Annotated in this window: 17 protein-coding genes and 3 pseudogenes; 8 read left to right on the top strand and 12 right to left on the bottom strand. The window is 67.9% G+C overall.

Annotation, left to right across the window (positions count from 1 at the left end; all coding sequences use genetic code 11):
• Positions 1-61 precede the first annotated feature (61 nt).
• The 5 genes from MZV50_RS08840 to MZV50_RS08820 are packed head-to-tail and all read right to left on the bottom strand — an operon-like array spanning position 62 to position 4,355.
• On the bottom strand, positions 62-1,138 hold the full coding sequence (locus tag MZV50_RS08840) for a homocysteine S-methyltransferase family protein (protein WP_252634031.1): 1,077 nt from the start codon (positions 1,136-1,138) through the stop codon (positions 62-64).
• Positions 1,135-2,007 (bottom strand): CAU/MBL1b family subclass B3 metallo-beta-lactamase, encoded by an 873-nt coding sequence (gene blaCAU / locus MZV50_RS08835; protein ID WP_252634030.1) that lies wholly within the window; start codon positions 2,005-2,007, stop codon positions 1,135-1,137. The genes MZV50_RS08840 and blaCAU overlap by 4 nt, the downstream gene beginning before the upstream one ends.
• Positions 2,004-2,948, bottom strand: coding sequence for a methylenetetrahydrofolate reductase [NAD(P)H] (metF, locus tag MZV50_RS08830; protein WP_252634029.1), 945 nt, complete (start codon positions 2,946-2,948; stop codon positions 2,004-2,006). Before metF ends, blaCAU begins: the two co-directional genes overlap by 4 nt.
• A complete protein-coding gene (locus tag MZV50_RS08825; RefSeq protein ID WP_252634028.1) occupies positions 2,945-3,937 on the bottom strand; it encodes an ArsR/SmtB family transcription factor in 993 nt (330 codons plus the stop codon). Before MZV50_RS08825 ends, metF begins: the two co-directional genes overlap by 4 nt.
• A gap of 43 nt (positions 3,938-3,980) precedes the next feature.
• Positions 3,981-4,355 carry a VOC family protein gene (locus tag MZV50_RS08820; protein ID WP_252634027.1) on the bottom strand — a complete coding sequence of 125 codons (375 nt, stop codon included), beginning with the start codon at positions 4,353-4,355 and terminating at the stop codon, positions 3,981-3,983.
• Positions 4,356-4,412: 57 nt separating this feature from the next.
• Between MZV50_RS08820 and MZV50_RS08815 the strand changes: the two genes are divergently transcribed.
• A complete protein-coding gene (locus tag MZV50_RS08815) occupies positions 4,413-4,796 on the top strand; it encodes a DUF4431 domain-containing protein (RefSeq protein ID WP_252634026.1) in 384 nt (127 codons plus the stop codon).
• Positions 4,797-4,842: 46 nt separating this feature from the next.
• On the opposite strand, the gene MZV50_RS08810 is transcribed toward MZV50_RS08815, so the two are convergent.
• Positions 4,843-5,112, bottom strand: a complete 270-nt coding sequence (locus MZV50_RS08810; RefSeq protein ID WP_252634025.1) for a winged helix-turn-helix transcriptional regulator — start codon at positions 5,110-5,112, stop codon at positions 4,843-4,845.
• Between the two features lie 115 nt (positions 5,113-5,227).
• Here MZV50_RS08810 and MZV50_RS08805 point away from each other — a divergent pair.
• Positions 5,228-5,518: pseudogene (locus tag MZV50_RS08805) on the top strand (carboxymuconolactone decarboxylase family protein); the annotation flags it as partial.
• 10 nt (positions 5,519-5,528) lie between these two features.
• Positions 5,529-5,770: pseudogene (locus MZV50_RS08800) on the top strand (hypothetical protein); the annotation flags it as partial.
• On the opposite strand, the gene MZV50_RS08795 reads toward MZV50_RS08800, so the two are convergent.
• A complete protein-coding gene (locus MZV50_RS08795; RefSeq protein ID WP_252634024.1) occupies positions 5,767-6,729 on the bottom strand; it encodes a 2-hydroxyacid dehydrogenase in 963 nt (320 codons plus the stop codon). The pseudogene MZV50_RS08800 and the gene MZV50_RS08795 sit on opposite strands and share 4 nt — an antisense overlap.
• A 287-nt stretch (positions 6,730-7,016) precedes the next feature.
• On the opposite strand from MZV50_RS08795, the gene MZV50_RS08790 reads away from it, so the two are divergent.
• A complete protein-coding gene (locus MZV50_RS08790; protein WP_252634023.1) occupies positions 7,017-7,424 on the top strand; it encodes a hypothetical protein in 408 nt (135 codons plus the stop codon).
• Between the two features lie 40 nt (positions 7,425-7,464).
• Here the strand turns inward: MZV50_RS08790 and MZV50_RS08785 are convergent, their stop codons facing one another.
• The 3 genes from MZV50_RS08785 to ettA all read right to left on the bottom strand — a co-directional run bounded on the left by MZV50_RS08785 (position 7,465) and on the right by ettA (position 14,542).
• Positions 7,465-11,043 (bottom strand): hypothetical protein, encoded by a 3,579-nt coding sequence (locus MZV50_RS08785; RefSeq protein WP_252634022.1) that lies wholly within the window; start codon positions 11,041-11,043, stop codon positions 7,465-7,467.
• Between the two features lie 49 nt (positions 11,044-11,092).
• On the bottom strand, positions 11,093-12,700 hold the full coding sequence (locus MZV50_RS26495) for a hypothetical protein (protein ID WP_289781910.1): 1,608 nt from the start codon (positions 12,698-12,700) through the stop codon (positions 11,093-11,095).
• A 174-nt stretch (positions 12,701-12,874) separates the two neighbouring features.
• Positions 12,875-14,542, bottom strand: a complete 1,668-nt coding sequence (ettA, locus tag MZV50_RS08760; protein WP_252634021.1) for an energy-dependent translational throttle protein EttA — start codon at positions 14,540-14,542, stop codon at positions 12,875-12,877.
• A 228-nt stretch (positions 14,543-14,770) separates the two neighbouring features.
• On the opposite strand from ettA, the gene MZV50_RS08755 reads away from it, so the two are divergent.
• Positions 14,771-17,080 (top strand): TonB-dependent receptor, encoded by a 2,310-nt coding sequence (locus tag MZV50_RS08755; protein WP_252634020.1) that lies wholly within the window; start codon positions 14,771-14,773, stop codon positions 17,078-17,080.
• Between the two features lie 94 nt (positions 17,081-17,174).
• Positions 17,175-17,270: pseudogene (locus MZV50_RS08750) on the top strand (hypothetical protein); the annotation flags it as partial.
• A 6-nt stretch (positions 17,271-17,276) separates the two neighbouring features.
• On the opposite strand, the gene MZV50_RS08745 reads toward MZV50_RS08750, so the two are convergent.
• Entirely contained in the window at positions 17,277-18,377 is a 1,101-nt protein-coding gene (locus MZV50_RS08745; protein ID WP_252634019.1) for a PepSY-associated TM helix domain-containing protein, read from the bottom strand.
• A complete protein-coding gene (locus MZV50_RS08740) occupies positions 18,377-20,536 on the bottom strand; it encodes a TonB-dependent receptor (protein WP_252634018.1) in 2,160 nt (719 codons plus the stop codon). Before MZV50_RS08740 ends, MZV50_RS08745 begins: the two co-directional genes overlap by 1 nt.
• Before the next feature lie 118 nt (positions 20,537-20,654).
• Here MZV50_RS08740 and MZV50_RS08735 point away from each other — a divergent pair, with 118 nt between their 5' ends.
• Together MZV50_RS08735 and MZV50_RS08730 are read left to right on the top strand one after the other, a co-directional pair.
• Positions 20,655-21,221 carry a helix-turn-helix transcriptional regulator gene (locus tag MZV50_RS08735; RefSeq protein WP_252634017.1) on the top strand — a complete coding sequence of 189 codons (567 nt, stop codon included), beginning with the start codon at positions 20,655-20,657 and terminating at the stop codon, positions 21,219-21,221.
• Between the two features lie 42 nt (positions 21,222-21,263).
• The gene (locus MZV50_RS08730) at positions 21,264-22,478 is read left to right on the top strand and encodes an MFS transporter (protein WP_252634016.1); all 1,215 of its coding nucleotides are present in this window, start codon (positions 21,264-21,266) and stop codon (positions 22,476-22,478) included.
• The last annotated feature ends 105 nt before the right edge of the window (positions 22,479-22,583 follow it).

Here is a 22,583-nt window from a genome sequence, read left to right as displayed (position 1 = left end):
CCGCGTCAGCGGAAAACTGGGTCCTGGGCACAAGGCCCAGGAAGGCAGGAAAAAGAAAGTTCTAAGCCAACTCGAACGGCTCGAGCCCCGCCAGGCGCATGGCCTTGGGGCGCTCGGGGATCGGACGCGGCGCGACACCGCGCACCTCGTCGGCGACGTGACGGATGTGGTCCGGGGTCGTGCCGCAGCAGCCGCCCAGGATGTTGACCAGGCCGTCCTTGGCCCATTCGTGCAGGGCGTGGCCGGTCTCGTGCGGCTGCTCGTCATACTGGCCCATGGCGTTGGGCAGACCGGCGTTGGGATAGGCCGCGACCAGGGTGTCGGCGATGCGGGCCATCTCGGCGATGTGCGGCCGCATCAGATCCGCGCCCAGGGCGCAGTTGAAGCCCACGGCGAACGGCTTGGCGTGCTTGACGCTGTTCCAGAACGCCTCGGCCGTCTGGCCCGACAGGGTGCGGCCCGAGCGGTCGGTGATGGTGCCGCTGATCCAGATCGGCAGCTCCTCGTGGCCCTCGTCGCGCCAGTCCAGGATGGCCTTGATCGCCGCCTTGCAGTTGAGGGTGTCGGTGATGGTCTCGATCAGGAAGAGGTCGACCCCGCCCTGATAGAGGGCGTCCACCTGCTGGCGATAGGCCGCGTAGACCTGGTCGAAGGTCACCTTGCGCGCACCCGGATCGTTCACGTCCGACGACATCGACAGCATGACGTTCAGCGGCCCGATCGAGCCGGCGATGAACTTCGGGCTCTCCGGGTTCTGGGCGTTCCAGCGGTCGGCGACCGAACGGCCGATGCGGGCGCCTTCGTAATTGATGTCCCAGACGTCCTGTTCGCCCAGATGATAGTCGGCCTGGGCGATCGTGGTGCCCGAGAAGGTGTTGGTCTCGGAGATGTCGGCGCCGGCCGCGAAATAGGCGTCGTGCAGCTCGGCGACGAGATCCGGCCGGGTCAGGCACAGGATGTCGTTGTTGCCCTTCATCTGGCCGTTGTAGGCGGCGAAGCGCTCGGCCCGGTAGTCGGCTTCCGACAGCCCCTTCTTCTGGAACATCACGCCCCACGAGCCGTCCAGGATCAGGATCTTCCGCTTGGCGGCGGCCTTCAGGGTGGCGACGCGATTGGCGCGGATCGAAAGGTCGGTCATCGGTTGGCTCCCGCCGCCTGCTGGCCCGTCAGCGCTTTATTGAAGGCGGCCTCGTAGCCGTCGACGTACCGTCCCAGTTCGGCGGGATCGATGAAGGCGTTCGGATCGCCGCGCAGCATCTTCTGGCGCTTGGCCAGCAGGTCGCCCTGCTCCTCGTGGCTGGGCAGGAGGACGTCGGTCGGGATCGCGCGCATCTTGATGAAGCTCTCGCGATAGTCGGCGACGATATTGCGGTGCTGTTTGTTGCCGACCAGCACGTTGCCGGCCACCGACAGCGAGCACGGGAAGGTCACGCTCAGCGGCCACCCCTTCTCGACCACCGCCGTGGTCCAGGTGGTGCAGCCGATCGTGTGGCCCGGCGTCAGGTGCGCGATCAGGGTGGTCTCGCCCACCTTGAGCTTCTGGCCGTCGCCGAAGGTCTTGTCGACCTTGACCGGCTGCATCGGCGTCGGGCCGTTCTCGTTGTCGCCGATGTGGTGGCCCTGCTCGATCGCCGGCTCGTCGCCGCGCGAGATCCACAGCTTGGCCGTCGGGATATCAGCCTTTAGCTGGGCCAGGCCGCCGGCGTGGTCGTAGTGGGCGTGGGTGTTGATCAGCACCTTCACGTCCGCCAGCTGGAAGCCCAGCGTGGCGATGTTGCGCTCGATCAGCTTGCCGCCCGCGGCCGACGGACCGCTGTCCAGCACGATGTGGCCTTCCGACGAGGTGATCAGCCAGGCCGACAGACCCTCGGACCCGACATAGTAGATGTTGCCGACCACGCGGTAGGGCTTGATCGGCCGCATCCAGTTGGCGTTGTCGTCCGCCTGGGCGGCCGGAGCCATCGTCGCCGTCAGGGCGAAGGCCAGAGAGATCAGAACGCGCTTCATGCGGCAGCCTCCGCCGGGGTCGGAGCCGTCTCGCGCACGCCCAGCACGCGGCAGATGGCGTAGACCAGATCGGCCCGGTTCAGGGTGTAGAAATGGAAGTCCTCGAAGCCCTGCTCCTGCAGCTTGGCGCACATCTCGGTGGCGACCGAGCAGGCGATCAGGCGGCGGGTCTCGGCGTCGTCGTCAAGGCCCTCGAACAGGTTGGCCAGCCAGGACGGGATCGCCGTCTGGCAGGCGGCCGACATCTTCTTCAGGCCGTTGAAGTTGGTGACCGGCATGATCCCCGGCACGATCGGGATGGTGATCCCGGCGGCGCGGACCTTGTCGACGTAGCGCAGGAAGGCGTCCAGATCGAAGAAGAACTGGCTGATGCCCAGCGTTGCGCCGGCGTCGATCTTCTGCTTGAGCACATCGATATCGTGCTCGATCGACGGGCTCTCCGGATGCTTTTCGGGATAGACCCCGACCAGCACCTCGAACGGCGCCAAGCCCCGGATGGCCTTGGTCAGTTCGGTGGCGTTGGCGTAGCCATCGGCGCGCGGGACATAGACCCCGCCGATGCCGCCCTCTCCGGGCGGAGGGTCCCCCCGGAGCGAGACGATGTGGCGCACGCCCGTCTCCCAATATTCGCGGATCACCTCGTCGACTTCCTCGCGGCTGGCGCCGACGCAGGTCAGGTGGGCGGCCGGCTTCAGGCGGGTCTCGTCCAGGATGCGCTTGACCGTGCGGTGGGTGCGCTCGCGGGTCGAGCCGCCGGCGCCGTAGGTCACCGAGACGAAGGCCGGATCCAGCGGGGCCAGGCGGGTGATGGCCTGCCACAGGGCGTCTTCCATCGCCGGGGTCTTGGGCGGGAAGAACTCGAACGAGACGCGCGGCCGCGCGGTGCGTTCACCCGCGCGGGCGACGGGACCGATCACGCGGCGGATAGGCGGAAGGGTCATGCGGCGTTCCTCGCGGCGGCCAGATGGCCCAATTCCCTGAGAGGGGAACGGCGGGCCGTCCAGATCTTGACGGTCAGGCCCTCGGCCGTGGTCGGCGGCAGGGTGATGTTGCTTTCCAGCTGAAGACCGGCGGCCTGCAGCCAGGTGACGATCTCGATATCGTCGAAGCCCAAGCGGCGGTGCTGATGCACCTCGCGCAGGAACTCATGATCATGCGGCGCGAAGTCGGCGATCAGCAGCAGGCCGCCGGGCGTCACCAGCCGCGCGGCCTCGGTCACGGCGTTGGCGGGGTCAGACAGGTAGTGCAGCACCTGATGCACGGTCACCAGGTCGGCGCATCCGCCCGGCAGGCCGGTGCGGAAAATGTCGCCGTGACGCAGCTCGCAGCTGGCCAGGCCCGCCTTGGCCACCTCGTGGCGGGCGATGTTCAGCATCTGCTGCGACAGATCCAGGCCCAGGGCGTTGCCCGCGCGCTTGCCCAGCAGGGTCAGCATGCGGCCCGCGCCCGCGCCCAGGTCGACCAGCTCGTCGAACGGCCCCTCGCCGGTCGCGCGCAGGATAGCGGCCTCGACCTCGGCCTCGTCGACATAGAGGGAGCGGATCTCGTTCCAGCGGGCGGCGTTGCGGGCAAAATAGGCCTGGGCGTCCATCGAGCGTTCGGCCCGGACGGCGGCCAGCTTGTCGGCGTCGGACTGGACGACCTCGTCGGCGTCGTCGATCAGGTCCAGCGCCTGCTCGACCAGGAACCGGCCGGATGACTTGGCGGCCAGGCGGTAGAACACCCAGGCCCCGTCCGGAAAGCGCTCGACCAGGCCCGCCTCGGCCAGCAGCTTCAGATGTCGCGACACGCGCGGCTGGCTCTGGTCGAGGATGCGGCACAGCTCCAGCACCGACAGCTCCTCGGCCGCCAGCAGGGCCAGCAGTCGCAGGCGCGTGGACTCGCCGGCGGCGCGCAGCACCTCGACGACCTGTTCAGCGGACAGCTTCATAAGGACATAAAGATATCTTTATGTCCGATTTGGCAAGAGGAAATTATGCCTCGGGGTCGGCCTTGGCGGCTTCCCAGAGCTCTATTTTCACCCCGGCCGGGTCCATCAGCCAGGCGAACCGGCCATAGCCCTCATCCTGCCGGCCCAGCGGCTCGACGCCCTCGGCGGCGGCCCGGGCGAGGATCCCGTCGATATCATCGACGATGAAATTGATCATGAACGGCGCGGCCGAAGGCGCGAAATAGTCTGTGTCGGCGGCGAACGGCGACCAAGTCGCCTGGCTGGCCTTGGGAGCCTCGAACACCGCCCCGCCCCAGTCATGGACTTCGAACCCCAGCACCCGCGCGTACCAGTCGCGCACGGCCTTGGGGTCCTCGGCCTTGAAGAAGATTCCACCCAGCCCCAACACCTTGGCCACGATCAAGCCTCCAAGCCTTGCGATGCTCTCACTCTTAGCACGGTTCGGAATTTCGCCATGCCGCTCGTCGCCGCCCTGCTCGCCGCCTCCGTCTGTCTGCCGCATGCCGGGCATCAGAGGCTGGAAGGTGTCGTGGTCGCGCGCACCTTCGCCGGGCCGCCAAACTTCGAGTCCGTCAAGGCCGGCGACCAGCCCGAGCGCTATTGGCTGCTGCGCCTGCCGCGCCCGATCTGTGTGGCCCAGGACCCGACCGACCCCGACACTGGCGAAGGCGCCAGGAACCTGCGCGAGATCCAGCTGATGTTCCAGCCCAGCGACTTCGCCCGCTACCGCCCGCTGCTGGGCAAGACCGTGATCGCCGAGGGCGCCTTCATGAGCGCGATCAGCGGCCACCACCACACCCCCATCCTCCTGGAGGGGGCCAAGCTGAGAAAGCGCTAGCGGTCTGAAACGCGCCGGCGTCGCGAGCCTCGGCGAGATGGCGAGGTCAGAGCCCGATGGCGCTTGCCCACTCGTCCGACCACCTCAGCAGGGGCCAGAGCGCGACGATCAGATCCGTCCCGCGCGGGCTGAGGCGGTAGCCGCCCTCCGCCGCGACCACGTCGGCGGCGCGCAGCTCGGCCAGCCGCTTGTTCAGCGTTCCGGGCGGCAACTCGGCCGCCGCCTGGAGGGCGCGAAAAGTCAGGACGCGCCCCTCCCGCAACTCCCACAGAATGCGAAGCGCGCCGCGTCGCCCCAGCAGGTCCAGCGCCGCCATGATCGGCTTGCCGGTCTCCGAGCCGCGGACGGGACGGCCCGGAAGGGGCGCTTCATTTTCTGTAGCGTCGCCGCGATCTTGCATGATACAAATTTTGTAGCATGGAGGATTTCAGATGTCGCCCAGGATCGAACCCGCGCCAGCGCCCTATCCGCCCACCGTCGCCCGGACGCTCGAACAGTTGAAGACGCCCGGCGAGCAGCCGCTGTCGCTGTTCCGCACCCTGGCGCGAGACGAGCGGCTGTTCGGACGCTTCACCAGCGGCGGCCTGCTGGACCCTGGCCATCTGACCCTGCGTGAGCGCGAGATCGTCATCCACCGGACCTGCGCCTTGAACGGCTGCGGTTACGAGTGGGGCGTGCACGCCGCGCTCTTCGCCGAGGCGGCCGGCCTCGACGCCGAGCAACTTCGAGCCACCGTCGCGCCGGGGATCGCAGCCTGCTGGGCCCCGCGCGAGGCGCTGCTGGTCGCCTTCTGCGACGCGGTCAACACCCGCGCCGACATCGACGACGATCTCTGGGCGCGCCTCTCCGAAGCTTTCTCCGAAGAGGCTCGGATCGAACTCATGATGGTGGCCGGTTTCTACCGGACCGTCAGCCTGCTGGCGAACGGCCTGCGGCTGGCGCCGGAGGCCTTCGCCGCGCCCCTCCCCGCCTAGGCCGCGACCGGGCTGGCCAGCGGTTCGCCGTGGAAGTAGCGGCGCAGGTTCTCCAGGGTCAGGCTGACCATGGCCGGAATGCTGTCCAGGGTCGCCCCGGCCGTGTGCGGCGTCAGCACCGTGTGCGGCACACCCACCCAGCGCGCGGGCGATGTCGGCTCGTGCTCGTAGACGTCCAGGGCCGCCATGCCCAGCGTCCCGGCCTTCAGCGCCTCGATCAGGGCGTCCTCGTCGATCAGCGAGCCGCGCGCCACGTTGACGATCAGCCCCTGCGGGCCCACCGCCTCGATGACCGCCTTGTCGATCATGCGCCGGTTGGCGGCGTCGGGCCGGGCGCAGACGACCAGGACGTCGCTGTCGCGGGCCAGAGCCATCAGGCTGTCGGCGCGGGGATAGTCGCTCTCCTTGGGGCGCGGCCCCCACCAGGCGACCTTCATCTCGAAGGCCTGCAGGCGCGTGGCCACCGCCTCGCCGATATAGCCCAGGCCGACGATGCCGGCCTTGCGGCCGCGCAGGCCGTGGCGTGGGGCCATCCGTTCGGCGTGGGTCCAGTGACCCGAGCGCAGGCGGTGATCGCCCTCGACGATGCCGCGCCAGGCGGAGAGGACCAGACCCACCGCGTGGTCGGCGACGTCCGAGGCGTTGAGGCCCGTCGAATGGGTCACGGCGATGCCGTGCGCCTTGCACCAGGGCACGTCGACCCCGTCATAGCCGACGCTGACGCAGGCGATCAGGCCCAATTGCGGCATCTCCGACAGCATGTCGCGGCTGAGCGTCATCTCGCCCGCGTGGACGATGGCCCGCACCCGTCGCCCCGGCCCTTCCAGGAAGGTCATGGGGTCGGGATAGTCCCACAGCCGATGCACCTCGTAGGCGCTCTCCAGCAAGGGCTGCAGCGGCATGAGCATCTCGTGCGACAGCAGCACGCGTGGTTTGTCGGCGGCGGGGGTTTGCGGCATGCGTGTCCTCCATGGAGGCCGGCGCGTGGCCGGCGGGACCATTGGCGTTGCGAGACCAAAGCTACTCCTCTCGGAGCGCTTATCCAGAGCTAAGCAGCGGGCCCTTCGACCGCCAGCGGGAGACCGATCACGCTGTGGTGACGCCCCGCCGCGACGACATCGCGCCCGCCACGAAAACCGGTCCGACGCGCGACGGTTCCGTTCGCACGGCCAAGCTGTGAACAACCCAGGCCGTCAGGGGTTTTGCTTGCGGCGCCATGATGGCGCTTCCACCCGGAGAAACCTCCATGTTGACCAAGACGCTCGCCGCTGCCGCGGCGCTCTCGATGCTGGTCGCCGGCGGCTCGGCCCTCGCCGCCCAGAAGAAATCGCCAACCGTCGCCGGCCCCAAGGTGCCGGTCCCCTACGATCAGCTGGACGCCTATATGAAGGCCTCGCCCAAGGCGCGGGCCAGCAAGGACTGGTGGGCCGGCTCGGCCTCGACGGGCATGTCCGCCGACACGGCCGCGACCGCCCCCGCCACGGCCAGCGATCCGGCGACCAGCGCGCCGGCCATGCCGATGCCGACAGACACCGCGGTGAACCCGGCCCCCACCGCCGCGCCACCCAGCCTGCCGGTCACGCCGCCGACCAACGCCGCGCCGCAACCGGGCGATCCCGCCATGCCCACCCCGCCCGCGACCGAGCCTAAATAGAGCCGCACGCGCCGGGACGGCCCCGCGCCGTCCCGGGCGATCAGCCGCCGTTGTAGCTCCAGTAGGATTTGTAATAGCCGTTGGCTGGATCCACGAGGTTGACCGCGAACGGCGCGGAGCCGTCCGCCAGGTCGGTCAGCCACGCCTCGTTGGACCGGGCCATGACGCCCAGCCCTTCCGTGGCCGCCGCCGCCAGCAGGAAGCCGACCATCGCCGCCTTCGTGCCGATGCCCTCCGCGCCGTCGCCGCCATAGGCGGCCAGGTAATCCACGCGCGTGTCGATCAAGGCGTGCGTCTTTGCGTCCGTCGGCGTGCCGCCGAAAATCTCCGCATAGGCCTGCTTTGTGGCCTCGAAGAGCGACAATGCGCCGTACTTGGCCGCGAACGCGTCCTTGCCGTCGCCGTTCTTGCCCAGATTCACCGCGAAGTTGATGTAGCGGTTCACGGTGTCGAATTGGGCGTAGTAGGCGCTGTTGAGATTGTTGCCGTTGGCGCTGGTCGGCGAGATGAGGAAGTCGATCCCGCCGCCGCTCGGAACCTTGCCAGTAAAGAACTGATAGCTCAGCGACGCGACCGAGGTCGTCGAGACGGCCGCCTTCACCACCAATTGCGCGGCCTCGGCCGCCGAGATGCTGGTTGTCATCTTCAGCGCCAGGTCGGCGTAAGGCCCCGACTGCAGCGCCCCATTCAACGTTGTCCGCAGGATCGAGGCAAAGGCCGTGTCGTTCGCCGCTGGCGCGGTCACCGAGGTCAGCAGCACGGAGCGATCCGAGAACCGCAGCAGCTCGACGTTCTTCAGCGTGTCGGTCCCATCCGCCGAATTGGCGCGCAGGTCCTTGACCACCACCGAGCCATCGGCGGCCGTCGTCCAGCTGTAGTTGGTGGAAAGACCAAAGTACTGCGCGACATCGACACCATCGCCACCGTCCAGCACGTCCGCGCCGCCGTTGCCGACGAGGATGTCGCTCCCGCCGCCACCGCTCAGCGTATCGGCGCTGGCGCCGCCCAGCAGTCGATTGTCGGCGCCGTCGCCCTTCAACGTCGCGCCAAAGTCGCCCCCTTGCACCGCCTCGATGCTCTGCAATACCACCAGGCCCATGCCCGTGTCCTGCGAGCCCGTGACGCCGAGATCGACGGTCACGGTGGTCTTGGCCAGGCGAAGATCCAGGGTGTCGACACCGATATCGCCACCGATCCGCACGGCGGTGGTATTGCCCAGCGCGACCTGGATGCTGAAGGTGTCGTCGCCCGCGCCACCGCTGATGTCGTAGATGCGCTGGGTCTCGCCCACGCGCACGGCGCCTAGGAAGATCTGGTCGTCGCCGTCGCTTCCGTAGACGTAGTTGTCGCCGAGGTCGGCGTAGATCACATCCGCCCGCATGCTGCCGTAGATCGAATCCGCGCCGGCGTCGCCGTAGATCGTGGCCGGACCCGCACCGCCATGGATCTGGTCGGCGCCGTCCCCGCCGTGGATGACCGCGCCGGCGTCTCCAGCCTGGAGGGAATCGTCGCCCGCATCGCCGAACAGCTGGCCGCTGCCGTAGATCGAGTCGTTGCCATCACCACCGTGGAACTCGCCGCGCACGCCGGGAACGCCGACGATGCGGTCGGCGCCGGCGTCGCCGTAGATCACGTCCACCGCGTTGGCGTCGCCGGACACATTGTTGAAGTCGAGACCGGCATAGAGATCGTCGTCACCGTCCCCGCCGCGGATCACGTCACTGCCTAGGCCGCCAGCGATATGGTCGGCGCCAGCTCCCCCATCGAGCGTGTCGTTACCGTCGCCACCTAGGATATTGTCGTCGCCGGCGTCGCCCCAGATGCTGTCGTCCCCGGCGTTGCCCCTCAGGATGTCGCCGCCCTCGCCGCCATGGATCTGGTCGGCGCCGCCCATGCCATAATAGACGTCACCCCCAGCGCTCCCGGTGAAAGTGTCGTTCCCGCTCGTGCCAAGGGTCGCGGTGAAGTAGTTTTCCTTGAAGCTGGTGGCGCTGATCGCAGCCTTATTCGAGAACTTCACGACCATGTCCTGGTCCGAGATCACACCGTCGTGGTCCAGGTCCATGAACAGGTACGTGGCGTCCGCCGTCGACCAGGTCCAGAGTTGGGTGGCGCCCTCGCCCAGGTCGTCCGTGTCGTAGCGCTGGCCCAGCGTCACCGAGAAGTTCGCGGTCGTCACCGCGCCGCGGAACACCAGAGAGCCGATCGTGTAGTCGGTGACGGCGCCGAGATCGATGCGATCGCCTTCGGCGGCGTTGAAGTCGGTGATGGTGCTGAAGCCGTACTGGCCCCAGGTCCAGAAGTCGTTGTAGCGGGCGTAGAACATATCCGCCCCGGCGCCGCCGGTGATGATGTTGCCGGTCTTGATCCACAACCTGTCGGCGCCGGCACCGCCATCCATCGTGACGTTGGAGGCGTTGATCTCGTCGTCGCCGTCGCCGCCGTTGAAGATGTCGCCCGGGATTTCCTCGCCATAGGCGACGGTCAACAGATCATTGCCCGCCCCGCCGTCCAGGATGTCCTTGCCGCTGCTGGCATAGAGCTTGTCGTCGCCGTCGCCGCCGTTGAGCCGGTTCACCGAGCCCAAGCTGTCGGCATAGCCATTGAAGCCCATCTGGCCGGCGAACAGCGTGTCGTTCCCTGCCCCGCCGTTCAGGGTGTCTCCGCCCTGGCCGCCGGAAAGCACGTCGTCGCCGTCGTCGCCGTTCAGCGTGTCGTCGCCAGCCTCACCCAGCAGGACGTCCGCGCCGGCGCCGCCGTTCAGGGTGTCGTTCCCCGCCCCGCCGGACAGTTGGTCCGCGCCGCCCTGGCCGCTGATCACATCATCGCCGCCGAAGCCGAAATAGATGTCCGCGTCCGCGCCCCCGATCCAGGTGTCGGCGCTCGCCGTGCCGACCACGGCCGTGAAGGTCCCCGCCTTGAAGGCATTCGTCGTGAGCGCCGGCGCGCCCTGGAATTCGATGACGACGTCGCCGTCGTTCAGCACGCCGTTGCTGTTGGTGTCGATGATCAGGTAGCTGGACCCGCCGCTGGTCCAGGTCGACACCGAGACGAAACCGGGATCGGGCGCGTCCGGCAGCGCCGCGCCGGCGACCAGGCTGAAGCCTGGCGTCGTGATCGCCCCGAACCAGAGAAGATAGTCGCCGTTCCCGGACAGCCGCCCGCCGTTGACGCCCAGTGAAAGCGTGTCGCCCTGGGCGATCGAGAAATCGGTGATCACGTCGCGCGTGCTGATCGTGGCGCCGCCGTAGCCGACACCCGACCAGATGTAGGTCTCGAAGACGTCGGCGCCCGAACCGCCCGTCAGGGTGTCGACGGACTCGTCGAACTCGATCGCGATCCGGTCGGCCCCATCCCCGCCATCCAGCGTATCGCGCCCGTAGCCGCCCACCAGATAGTCGGCGCCCGCGCCGCCCAGCAGGATATCGTCGCCACCGCCGGAATAGAGCGTGTCGTCGCCATCTCCGCCTTCAAGGCGGTCGCGCCCCTCATAGGCGGAGATCTGGTCGTTGCCGGCGCCGCCGAAGATCTGGTCGTCGCCGCCGTTACCGTTGATGGTGTCGTCGCCGGACGTTCCGATCAGCGTCTCGTTGGCGGCGGTGCCGTAGATGTAGGCCACTGTGATGATCCCTCGGCGACGCCGGGCATGGGGTGAACTGGGGTCGGCGTCAGCCGCCGAAGATGAAATCGGCCTTGTAGTAGCCGTTGGATGGGCTCAGTAGATCGACCGCGAACGGCGCCTCGCCATCGGCGAGATCGGCCAGCCAGGCGTCGTTCGAGCGGGCCATGACGCCGACGTCCTCGGTCGCGGCGGCGGCCAGCAGGAAGCCGACCATCGCCGCCTTGGTCCCGATGCCGCCGGCGCCGTCGCCGCCGTAGCTGGCCAGATAATCGGTGCGCGTATCGATCAGGGCGTGGATCTTGGCGTCCGTCGGGGTCGCGCCGAAGATGGCCTTGTAGGCCTCCCGGGTCGCGTCGAAGAGGCTGAGGCTGCCGTACTTGGCCGCGAACGCGTCCTTGCCCTCGCCGTTCTTGCCCAGGTTCACCGCGAAGTTGATGTAGCGGTTCACGGTGTCGAACTGGGCGTAGTAGCTGCTGTTCAGGTTGGTCGGGTTCGGACCGGTGGGCGACACCAGGAAGTCAATTCCCGCCTGGCCCGGGATCTTTCCGGTGAAGAACTGGTAGGCCAGTGATGCGACCGAGGTCGTCGCGGCCGCGGTCTTGATCGCCTCGTTCAAGGCCGTCTGGGGCGTGAGCGTTTCCTGGTTCAGCTCGAAGGTGAGATCGGCGGCGTAGTTGGCGGCCTTGTCCGCGTTCAGGCGCAGGATATTGCCAACGATCAGCGGCATGCCGTCGCCGAGATAGATGCTCCCACCGTTGAACTGCAGATTCTCGATGTTCCGGTACAGATCGGCGCCCTGGGGCGACCCGGCGCGGATGTCGGTGACCTTCCAGCCGTCCGTGGTCCACTGGATCTTGAGCTCTTCGAACCGGGCGTAGACCAGGACCGTGTCATAGCCGCCACGACCATCGATGACATCGTCGCCACCCTCGCTCCAGAAGGTGTTGTCCTGCGCGTTGCCCAGCATCCTGTCGTTGAACTGCGTGCCCTGGACGTTCTCGATGGACAGCAAGGTGGCCACCATGCTGGGCGCCAGTTCTTGCCGCTCGGTCAGCGCTAGGTCCAGGGTGACGCCGGCGGTCGGGGCCGGGAAAAAGATTTTGTCGGAGCCCGTCCCGCCATCATAGAGGTCGGCGCCGAACTCGACCCAGAATAGGTCGTCGCCGGCGTCGCCATAGAGACGATCGTTTCCGTTACCGCCCGTGATGTCGTCGGCGCCGTCGCCGCCATGGATTTCGTCGGCGCCATTGCCGCCGACCAGAAAGTCGTCGCCGCCCCGTCCCTCGATGACGTCGTCGCCGTCGTAACCGTGGAGTGCGTTGGGGCCGTCGTCGCCCTTGAAGACGTCGTTGTAGGCCGAGCCCAGGATGCCTTCGATGGAGACGAAGGTATCGCGCCCCTCGTTGGTGTTCTGAGGCCCCTTGATCGCCAGATCGACCCGGATCCCGATGTTCGACTTGAAGAACTGGGCGTAGTCATCGCCATCGCCGCCGTCATAGAGGTCGTCGCCGCCCGCGCCCCAAAGCTGGTCGACGCCACCCTTGCCGTACATGAGGTCGTTGCCCAGCAAGCCCTCGATGGACTCGTTGAGGTCCGTGCCGGTCAGCACGTCGTCGAGCGGCGTGCCTTGGATGTAGCCAGGATTATCCGCCATGGCCGCAGTCCACGAGATCGATACGCAACGCCGCCCCTCACCCCACTACCCAAGCGCGACCAGGGTAGAGGTCGGCCGGGGTTTCGTCAAACTTGAGGTTGAGCTCAAAAAGCGGAAAGGCGGCGGGTTTCCCCACCGCCTTCCGGTCTTCTTCCAGCTTCGTCCGACGACGGATTACCGCGCGAACTTCTGGAACTTTATGCGCTTGGGGATCAGGCTGTCGGCGCCCAGGCGGCGCTTCTTGTCTTCCTCGTACATCTCGAAGTTGCCCTCGAACCATTCGACGTGGCTGTCGCCCTCGAAGGCCAGGATGTGGGTCGCCAGGCGGTCCAGGAACCAGCGATCGTGGCTGATGACCACGGCGCAGCCGGCGAACTCTTCCAGGGCCTCTTCCAGGGCCTGCAGGGTCTCGATGTCCAGGTCGTTGGTCGGTTCGTCGAGCAGCAGCAGGTTGCCGCCGGTGGCCAGGGTCTTGGCCAGGTGGACGCGGTTGCGCTCACCGCCCGACAGCAGGCCGACCTTCTTCTGCTGGTCGCCGCCCTTGAAGTTGAAGCTGCCGACATAGGCGCGGCTGTTGATCTCGCGCTTGCCGACAACCATCACGTCGGTGCCGCCGCTGATCTCTTCCCAGATGGTCTTGTTCGGGTCGAGGGCGTCGCGCGACTGGTCGACATACGACAGCTTGACCGTCTCGCCGACCTTGACCGTGCCCTGGTCGGGCTGTTCGCGGCCGGTGATCAGCTTGAACAGGGTCGACTTGCCGGCGCCGTTCGGGCCGATGACGCCGACGATGCCGTTCGGCGGCAGGCGGAACGACAGGTCCTTGAACAGCACCTTGTCGCCGTACTCCTTCTCCAGGCCGTTGACCTCGAGCACGACATTGCCCAGGCGCGGGCCGGGCGGGATCTGGATATGGGCCTGGGTCTGGGCGGCGCGGGCGTTCTCCTGCGCGGCGACCATTTCCTCGTAGCTGGCCAGACGTGCCTTCGACTTGGACTGACGGGCCTTGGGCGAGCTGCGGACCCATTCCAGTTCGCGGGTGAGCGCGCGTTGGCGGGCTTCCGATTCCGACTGCTCCTGGACGACGCGCTTCTGCTTCTGCTCCAGCCAGCCGGAGTAGTTGCCCTCGTAGGGGATGCCCTTGCCGCGATCCAGTTCCAGGGTCCACTTGGTGACCTGATCCAGGAAGTAGCGGTCGTGGGTCACCAGGATGACGCAGCCTGGGAACTCTTCCAGGTGGTGCTGCAGCCAGGCCACCGACTCGGCGTCCAGGTGGTTGGTCGGTTCGTCGAGCAGCAGCATGTCGGGCTTGCTGAGCAGCAGGCGGGCCAGGGCGATGCGGCGCTTCTCACCGCCCGACAGGCTTTCGATATTGGCGTCGTTGGGCGGGCAACGCAGGGCGTCGATGGCCATCTCGACCTTGGAATCGATGTCCCACAGGTCGCGGGCGTCGATGACCTCCTGCAGCTTGGTCATCTCTTCCATCAGCTCGTCGGTGTATTCCTCGCCGAGCTGGGCCGCGAGGGCGTTGTACTTGTCGAAGATCTTCTTGTCTTCGCAGTCGGCGATCACGTTGCCCCAGACGTCCAGGGTCGGATCCAGCACCGGCTCCTGCGGGAGGTAGCCGCGCTTGATGCCGTCGGCGGCCTTGGCCTCGCCCGAGAATTCCTTGTCCAGGCCGGCCATGACCTTCAGCAGGGTCGACTTACCCGAGCCGTTGACGCCGACCACGCCGATCTTGGCGTCGGAATAGAACGACAGCCAGATGTTCTCGAAGACCTTCTTGCCGCCGGGATAGGCCTTGGTCAGGCCCTGCATCTGGAAAATGTATTGCTGCGCCATGAGGGCTCGCGTTCTCGCTGGACGAGGGTTTCGGGGATTGGGCGCTGAAATAGCGGTCCGGGCGGCTTCGCGCAATCGCGGCGGACGGATCCTTCGCGGCCAGCCGTCATCAAGCCGTCGCGCCAGTGTCGAACAGTCGACATGGAACCGTCGCCGCCCCGTCGTCGACCGCTGTTAGCCGAGCTTCCCAAGCCGATGCTTCCCCGCGTCGGCGAGGGGATAAAGCTTATGAAGAACCACCTGATGCTGGGGGCCGCCGCGGGCGTGCTCCTGATCGTGACCGCCGCGCCGGCCTTCTCCGCCGAAACCGCCGACGCCGCCGCGCCGGCCGCCGCGCCCGCCGAGAACACCGACGTCGACGCCGTCATCGTCATCGGCCAAGGCCAGAGCCGCCAGGTCCAGACGCTGAAGGACGACGCCATCGGCCTGGAAGCCGCCGGCACCAGCGCCCTGAAGGCGATCGACAAACTGCCGGGCGTCACCTTCCAGTCGGCCGACGCGTTCGGCGCCTACGAGTGGTCGACCCGCATCTCGATCCGCGGCTTCAATCAGAACCAACTGGGCTTCACCCTGGACGGCGTGCCGCTGGGCGACATGAGCTACGGCAACCACAACGGCCTGCACATCAGCCGGGCCATCGCCTCGGAAAACATCGGTCGCGTCGAACTGGCCCAGGGCGCGGGCGCGCTGGGCACCGCCTCGACCTCGAACCTGGGCGGCACGCTGCAGTTCTTCTCGCGCGACCCGCAGTCGACGATGGGCGGCGAGATCGACGTCACGGGCGGCTCGGACAACATGCACCGCGTGTTCGGTCGCTTCGAGACCGGCGAGATCGAACAGCTGGGCGGCCTGCGCGGCTACATCTCGGTCGCCGACCAGAAGGCCGACAAGTGGAAGGGCGGCGGCGAGCAGAAGCAGCGCCAGTACGACGCCAAGCTGGTCATGCCGCTGGGCGGACGCGGCGACCTGACCGGCTTTTATCATCGCTCGGAACGCCGCGAGCAGGACTACCAGGATCTGTCGTTCGACATGATCAAGCGCCTGGGCCGCGACTGGGACAACACCCAACCGAACTGGGGCCTGGCGATCGCGGCGGCCGCCGCCTACAACACGCCGGGCGCCACGCTTCCCGCGCCGTTCAAGACCGTGGACGACGCCTACTACGCCGGCGCGGGCGTGCGGAACGACGACCTCTACGGCGCGTCGCTTAACCTCGACCTCACCGACCGGGTCAAGCTGGACGCCACCGCCTACCAGCACAAGAACAAGGGCCAGGGCCTGTGGTACACGCCCTATGTTCCGAGCCCGGGCTGGGGTACGGCCGGTTCCACCGCCGCCCCGCTGTCGATCCGAACCACAGAGTATGACATCGACCGCGGCGGGATCATCGCCGGCCTGACGGTCGACGTCGGCGCGCACCGCCTGAGCGGCGGCTTCTGGCACGAGATCAACCACTTCAACCAGGCTCGCCGTTTCTACGCCGAGACCGCCGCCGCGCCGTCGCGTGATCCGCTGGACTTCCAGTCGAACCCGTTCGTCACCCAGTGGCAGTACAGGTTCGAGACCAAGACCACGACCGGCCACCTGGAAGACGAGTGGACGATCAGCGACGCCTTCAAGGTCAATTTCGGCTTCAAGTCGATCAAGGTGACCAACAACGTCCAGACCGTGGTCGGCAACCCGCTGGCGGGCGAGATCGAGAGCAAGGACAACTTCCTGCCCCAGGCCGGCTTCGTCTGGAAAGCTTCGCCTGATTTCGAGGTGTTCGGCGGCTATACCGAGAACATGGGCGCCTATGTCTCGGCGGCCACCTCGGGTCCGTTCAGCTCGCTGAACCAGGACAACGTCAACTACGTCGCCACGAAGCTGAAGCCGGAAAGCTCGAAGACCTTCGAAGGCGGGGCCCGCTATCGCACCGAGCGCTTCCAGGGCGTGGCCGCCGTCTATCACGTGGCCTTCGACAACCGCATTCTGGCCATCCAGCAAGGCTCGTCGATCCAGGGCAACGCCCCGGTGCTGTCGAACGTCGGCTCGGTCGAGACCAAGGGCCTGGAACTGGCGGGCACCTATCGCCTGACCGACGCCTGGAGCCTCTACGGCGCCTACACCTACAACGACTCCAAGTACGAAGACGACGTCGTCGCCCAGGACGGCACGCTGAAGGCCCATACCAAGGGCAAGACCGTCGTCAACACGCCCAAGAACATCTTCAAGGGCGAGCTGGCGTTCGACCAGGCCGGCTTCTTCGGCAAGCTGGGCTTGGCCTATACCGACAAGCGCTACTACACCTACGAGAACATCGGCGGCCTGGCGCCCTCGACCACGGTGGCCGACCTGACCCTGGGCTATCGCTTCGGCGACGAGGGCTGGGGCAAGGGCCTGGAGATCCAGGCCAACATCACCAACCTGACCGACAAGGACTACATCTCGACCATCGGCTCGGGCGGCTTCGTCAACAGCGATCCGAACGGCGAGGCCATGACGGTCCTGCCGGCCGCGCCGCGTCAATTCTACCTGTCGGTGAAGAAGACGTTCTAGGATCTTCCGAGATCAAACGACGAAGGCCGGGAGGGGAACCTCCCGGCCGTTTTTTCGGCCGACGCCCCAGCCCCCACCTGACCGCTTCGCGGTCGTCCGCCCCCAAAGGGGGCGGAAGGTGCGCACTGACCTTCTTCCCCCTCCGGGGGAGGAGCGCCGAAGGCGCGGAGGGGGCAAGTATCAGCCGTAGCCTGGCCTAGATCGCTGGCGCCGGCTTAGCGGCCGCCTTCTTCCGCCGCTTGGGCGTTCCCGCCGGATTGCCCCAGAAGGTCACCACCGCCAGCGTGCCCAGCAGGGTCAGGGCCAGGCCCGACACCGTCATCACCAGGCGATAGGCCAGGCCGCCGACCTTGGCCGCATGCAGCGGATAGTCGGCGTTGGCGATACGCGCGCCCAGCGGCTGGGCCAGGCCATCCCGGCTGGCGACCAGCTTGCCCGTCGCCGGGTCGAACCAGGCCATGCTGCGGCCGTTGGGCAGCCACTCGGCCTGTTGGCGCAGGCGGATGGCGATCAGTCCGTCCTTCTTCGCGGGCAGGCCGAGGGTCCGCACCTCGGCGCCGGGGAAGCGGGCCTGGGCCTGACCGATCACCGTCGCCCAATCCAGATCCCTGGCCAGCTTGCCGCCCTTGATCTTGGGCGCGGCAGAGGCCTTTTCCATCACCGCCGGCGGCGTGAACGGCGCGCGCAGGGCCTGCGAGAACCACTTCAGGTTCATGGCCGCGCCGGTGGTCAGAGACAGGATCAGCAGCGGCGCGACCAGCACGCCCAGGTCGCGGTGATGGTGGACGATCGCCGCCCGCTTCATCATCCGGGGCCAGGCGCGGACATGGAACATCCGCCGCGTCGGCCACCACAGGATCAGGCCCGTGACCACGAAGCCCAGGCCCGCCAGACCGGCGACGCCGCCGACGATCTCGCCCGCGTCGCCGTTGAACAGGTGGTGGTGGAAATCGAACAGCCAGGCCTCGGGCCGCGCCCAGTTCGAGGTCCAGGCCAGGACGGGGCCGCCGTCCTGGTCGACATAGGCTCCCCGCTCATCCTTGTAATATAGGCGGTGCACACCCAGCCGCTGGGTCGCCAGCACGACCGAGCGCGGGCGATCCTGCTGGGCGAAGACCTTGGTCGCCATCGCCGCCAGGGTCGCGGTGTCCTGCCGCTGAACGTCGGCGGCATGGGGCACGGTGGCGCGCAGGAAGGCGTCCTCGTGCACCAGCAGCGCGCCGGTGAAACCCAGGAGCGCCAGCAGTAGGCCGATCAGGCCGCCGGTCCAGCGGTGCAGCAGGCGCAGGGTCTTCATCAGAAGCGGGCTTCCCAGCCGATCGTCGCGGTGCGGCCGCGGCCGGCATAGATCTTGTCCTTGGTCGGCAAGGTCGTGTCCGAGTAGTAGGTCAGGTACTGCTTGTCGAAGAGGTTCTGGACGCCCAGCGACACGGCCCCGACCGGCAGGGCGTAGCGCACGAAGACATCGGCGACCGTGTAGCCCTCGAAGTCGTCCTTCACGAGCGTGTTCTGCATGTTGCGCGAGATGTACTTCTGCATCTGTGCGCGCAGGGCCCACTTGCCCGTCTGATAGTCGGCCGCCAGGTTCAGGCGATCGGGCGAGATGTTGGCGCCGTCCAGGTCGGTGTCGGTCTTGCCGTCGGCGTTGGTGTCGGTCTTGCCGCGCAGACGGGCGTAGCCGGTCGAGAGCTCCAGGCCCGAGACCGGCGTCCTGGCCTTCACATTGACCTCGAGGCCCTCGATCGCCACGCGCTGGCGCTGGACGTCGAAGATGCCGCCGGCGTTCTTGACCAGCAGCTGACCCAGTTTCGACGAGGACCAGAAATAGGCGACGCTGGCGTCGAACGGGCCGCGCTTCAGTTCGGCGCCCAGTTCGCGGTTGTTCGACACGATCGGCTCGACGGCCAGGTAGGTGTCGACGTCGACATTGGCGACATTGATGGACCGCAGGATGCGGCCGACGTCCGGCACGGTGTAGCCCTCGGCGTAGCTGCCGTAGAGGCGCACGCCCTTGGCCGGCTCGAACACCACCCCGCCGTTGGCCAGGGTCGCCTTGAAGTCGGGATGGCCGCCGCCGACCTTGCGCGAACCGTAGAAGGCCAGGGTCGTGAAGTCGTCGACCTTCAGCTCGACATTCTCGAAACGCACGCCGCCGGCCAGGCGCAGCTTGCCGTCGAACAGGGCGTAGTTGCCCTGTACGAAGGGCGCGACGCTCTGGAACTTGGTCGGCGGCACCCAGGCGCGGCCGGTGGCGGTCAGGACCTGCGAGGTCGTGTCGGTCAGGGCGTCGAGGCCGGCGGTGGCGGTCAGGCCCTCGATCCCGGGAACGGCGCGCTCGTAGCTGACCCGCGCGCCCAGCTTGCGCGAGCGGTTCGAGGATTGGTCGAACAGCGTGCCCGACGGCGCGATGCTGACGTCCTGGAACGTGGCGTTCTTGTCGCCGCCGAACGTGTCGCGCGTGCGGTTGAAGAAGACCTGGGCGTTCAACACGCCGCCATACAGGTCGTCATCGACCAAGGCGGCCGACAGGGTCTCGACCCGGCCCGAGGCCGGCGTGCCGGGAACGACGCCGCGATAGGCCGTCGATGGCAGGCGGGTGGCGCGATTGCCATCGGTCGGCGCGGCGGCCGTGCCGGTGACGGTCACATAGTCGCCGTCGCCCTTCAGCTCGAAGCGGTTGGCGACGACGTCCAGGCGCGTGCTGGGCGCGATCTGCCAGCCGAAGCGGCCGAAGATCGACAGGGTCTTGGAATCCTGGACGTCGCCTTGCGTGTTGTCCATGCCGATGCGGCGGCCATGGGCGTCATAGAAGGCGCCGCGCGCGTCATAGGCGACGCCCACAGTGGCGTCGAAGGCTTGGTCTCGCCAGCCGACAAGACCCGCGACCTTGCCGCCGACCGCGTCGCCCAGCTTGCCGGCCAGGGTCGACTGGACCAGCATCTTGCCCGAGACGCCGTCTTCCTTGGGCGGACCGACCGTCACCTGGTTGACCACGCCGCCGGTGGCGCCGATGCCCTGCAGGGCGTTGGAACCGTAGATCAGCTCGACGCGGTCGATGAAGAACGGGTCGATCGTGTAGCCGTCACGCGAACCGTCGCGGATCGGGGTCGACTGCGGGATGCCGTTGATCGCGTACAGCGGCGAGCGGCCGCGCAGGGTCTCGCCCGCGCCCGACAGCTTCTGGCGCGTGGGCGAGAACGACGGCGACAGGGTCGAGATGGCGTCGACGATCGAACCGCTGACCGCCACCTGCTGCGACAGGGCCTCGTTGTCGACCACGTCCACCGTCAGCGGCAGGGCGCTGGCCGGCAGGTTGGTGCGCGCGGCGGTGATCACGATCTGGTCGACGTCGGTATCGGCCGCCCTTCCCGATTGAGCGTGAGCGGCGGTGGCGCAGGCCAGGGCCAACAACGAGACGGCGGCGAGGCGATGGGCGCGAAGGACGTGAGACGACATGACGGATCCGGACAACGAAGGTCCGGCGGCGGGTATAACTTTTGCGACTGATTTGCAATATCGTCGATCAAATTAAGGCGACGCTTGGCCCCGCCGCCCGCCCCGGCTACGCTTGGACATGTTGCACGATCTTCCCGTCGGGCGAGCGCTGCGCCGGTTCCGCCGCCTGAACGGCGTCAAGCAGGGCCATCTGGCCGAGTTGCTGACGGTCTCGCAGGCGACCGTGTCACGCTGGGAAAGCGGCGCGCAGGCGCCGGACGAGGTTCATCGCCAGCGCATCACCGCCCTGATCGCGGCGCGGGCCGACCATCGCGGCGACGCCGTGCTCAAGCGGCTGGTCGAGAGCTCCACCCTGTCCGTGCATCTGGTCTGCGACGCCACCCACCGGCTGCTGGCCGCCTCACCGGTCCGCGCCGCCACCTGGAATATCGACCTCGGGACCTATCTCGACACCTCGCTCTGGCGCTTCGCCAGTCCCGAGATCGCCGCCGCCGAGGACGGCCTGGCCGACAGCGGCTGGTTCGAACGGCCCTACCAGCGGACCTGCTTCCGCACCGGCGCCAACGGCAGCGCCGAGGTCCCGGTCCAGCCGGGCCTGCTGCAATGGGAAACCATTCCGCTGTCGGACGGCCGGATCGGACGCCTGGCCACCACCTTGGGCAGCCTGGACGGCGTCGACGCATAATTTTTACGTGTCGCGCGCGGGCGGACCGCCCTATGCAGCGGCATGATCCGGACATGGCTGAACATCGTCGCGCTCTGGCTGATCGGGGTGCTGGCCGCCGCGCAGCTGCCCAAGATCGCCGTCCTGGCGCCGGCGCTGCGCGAGACGTTCCACCTGTCGCTGGCCCAGGTCGGCCTGCTGGTGTCGCTGCTGGAGATCGGCGGCGCGGTGTTCGGCATGGTCGGCGGCCTGGCCCTGGGCCGGTTCGGCGGCCGCCGCTTCCTGCTGGCGGGCCTCTCCGTGCTATTGGCCTGCAGCGTCGTCGAGGCCTTGGCGCCCAACGTCGCCCTGCTGTTCGCCGCCCGCGCGGTCGAGGGGCTGGGCTATGTGCTGGTGGTGATCGCCGCCCCGACCATGATCGTCGCCATCGCCCCCGAGCGCATTCGCGGAGCGGCCCTGGCGCTGTGGAGCACCTTCGTCCCGGTCGGCGTCGCCCTGGGCAGCGGCGTGACCGGCGTGGCCGTCGCCCTGACCAGCCCCAAGACCGCGCTCCTTCTGTGGGCCGGCCTGTGCGCCCTAGGCCTGGTCGCGGCGGCGCGGCAGGGCGCGGGCGTTCGCGGCGCGGCCAGGATGGTCCTGCCGCGTCCGGCGGCCGTGGTCGTGACCTTCGGCTTCGGCCTCTACACCGTCTTCGTCTGCGCCCTGACCATGCTGCTGCCCAGCTTCCTGATCGAACGGGTGGGCGCGTCGCTGTCCGGCGCCAGCCTGGCCACGGGCCTCGTTTCGCTAACCGCCCTGCCCGCCTCGGCCATCGCGGTGCGGATCCTGCACGGCGCACCGTCCGCGCCGCGCCGCGTGGTCCTGACGGTCGTTCCGGCGCTGCTGGCCACGGCCGTGATCGCGCCCCTGATCTTCCATCCGTCGGTCGCCGGCGATGCCGTGGCGGTCACCCTGGTGGCGGGCCTGGCCTTGCTGCTGAGCGGGATCGCCTCGCCGCTGGTCTTCGCCCGCCTGCCGGGCCTGGCCGGCGCGACCGCGCCCGACGATCCGCGTATCGCCGCCGCCAACGGCCTCCTGACCCAGTTCGGCGCCGGCGGCGCGCTGATCGGTCCACCGCTGGGCGGGCTGGTCGTGGGACGGTGGGGCTGGCAGGGCCTGGGCGTCTGCGTCGCCGTCCTGGCGCTGGCCATGCTGGCGGCGATCCTGACCGCAGAGCGCCTGGGCCGCGCGAAATCGCCCGAGGACGAGGCCTTTCTCGCCCCGGAAACCGCCGCCTGAAGCCAGGAGTCCGGGCAAAAGAAAAGCCCGGCCAAACGACCGGGCTGAAAGTTATAGGGAGGAAACGCCCAGGAAGGGCAGAGGCGCTCGGCACCTCACGGGATG

The organism is Caulobacter segnis, from assembly GCF_023935105.1.
Classification (GTDB): Bacteria; Pseudomonadota; Alphaproteobacteria; order Caulobacterales; family Caulobacteraceae; genus Caulobacter; species Caulobacter segnis_B.
The sequence above is the reverse complement of the archived record's forward strand: the minus strand, read 5'-3'. Positions and strand labels throughout refer to the sequence as shown.

Excerpts from the sequence above, each read along its gene's own strand:
- MZV50_RS08840 (WP_252634031.1), bottom strand. The coding sequence starts at position 1,138 with ATGACCGACCTTTCGATCCGCGCCAATCGCGTCGCCACCCTGAAGGCC.
- blaCAU (WP_252634030.1), bottom strand. The coding sequence starts at position 2,007 with ATGAAGCGCGTTCTGATCTCTCTGGCCTTCGCCCTGACGGCGACGATG.
- metF (WP_252634029.1), bottom strand. The coding sequence starts at position 2,948 with ATGACCCTTCCGCCTATCCGCCGCGTGATCGGTCCCGTCGCCCGCGCG.
- MZV50_RS08825 (WP_252634028.1), bottom strand. The coding sequence starts at position 3,937 with ATGAAGCTGTCCGCTGAACAGGTCGTCGAGGTGCTGCGCGCCGCCGGC.
- MZV50_RS08815 (WP_252634026.1), top strand. The coding sequence starts at position 4,413 with ATGCCGCTCGTCGCCGCCCTGCTCGCCGCCTCCGTCTGTCTGCCGCAT.
- MZV50_RS08810 (WP_252634025.1), bottom strand. The coding sequence starts at position 5,112 with ATGGCGGCGCTGGACCTGCTGGGGCGACGCGGCGCGCTTCGCATTCTG.
- MZV50_RS08795 (WP_252634024.1), bottom strand. The coding sequence starts at position 6,729 with ATGCCGCAAACCCCCGCCGCCGACAAACCACGCGTGCTGCTGTCGCAC.
- MZV50_RS08790 (WP_252634023.1), top strand. The coding sequence starts at position 7,017 with ATGTTGACCAAGACGCTCGCCGCTGCCGCGGCGCTCTCGATGCTGGTC.
- MZV50_RS26495 (WP_289781910.1), bottom strand. The coding sequence starts at position 12,700 with ATGGCGGATAATCCTGGCTACATCCAAGGCACGCCGCTCGACGACGTG.
- ettA (WP_252634021.1), bottom strand. The coding sequence starts at position 14,542 with ATGGCGCAGCAATACATTTTCCAGATGCAGGGCCTGACCAAGGCCTAT.
- MZV50_RS08755 (WP_252634020.1), top strand. The coding sequence starts at position 14,771 with ATGAAGAACCACCTGATGCTGGGGGCCGCCGCGGGCGTGCTCCTGATC.
- MZV50_RS08745 (WP_252634019.1), bottom strand. The coding sequence starts at position 18,377 with ATGAAGACCCTGCGCCTGCTGCACCGCTGGACCGGCGGCCTGATCGGC.
- MZV50_RS08740 (WP_252634018.1), bottom strand. The coding sequence starts at position 20,536 with ATGTCGTCTCACGTCCTTCGCGCCCATCGCCTCGCCGCCGTCTCGTTG.
- MZV50_RS08735 (WP_252634017.1), top strand. The coding sequence starts at position 20,655 with ATGTTGCACGATCTTCCCGTCGGGCGAGCGCTGCGCCGGTTCCGCCGC.
- MZV50_RS08730 (WP_252634016.1), top strand. The coding sequence starts at position 21,264 with ATGATCCGGACATGGCTGAACATCGTCGCGCTCTGGCTGATCGGGGTG.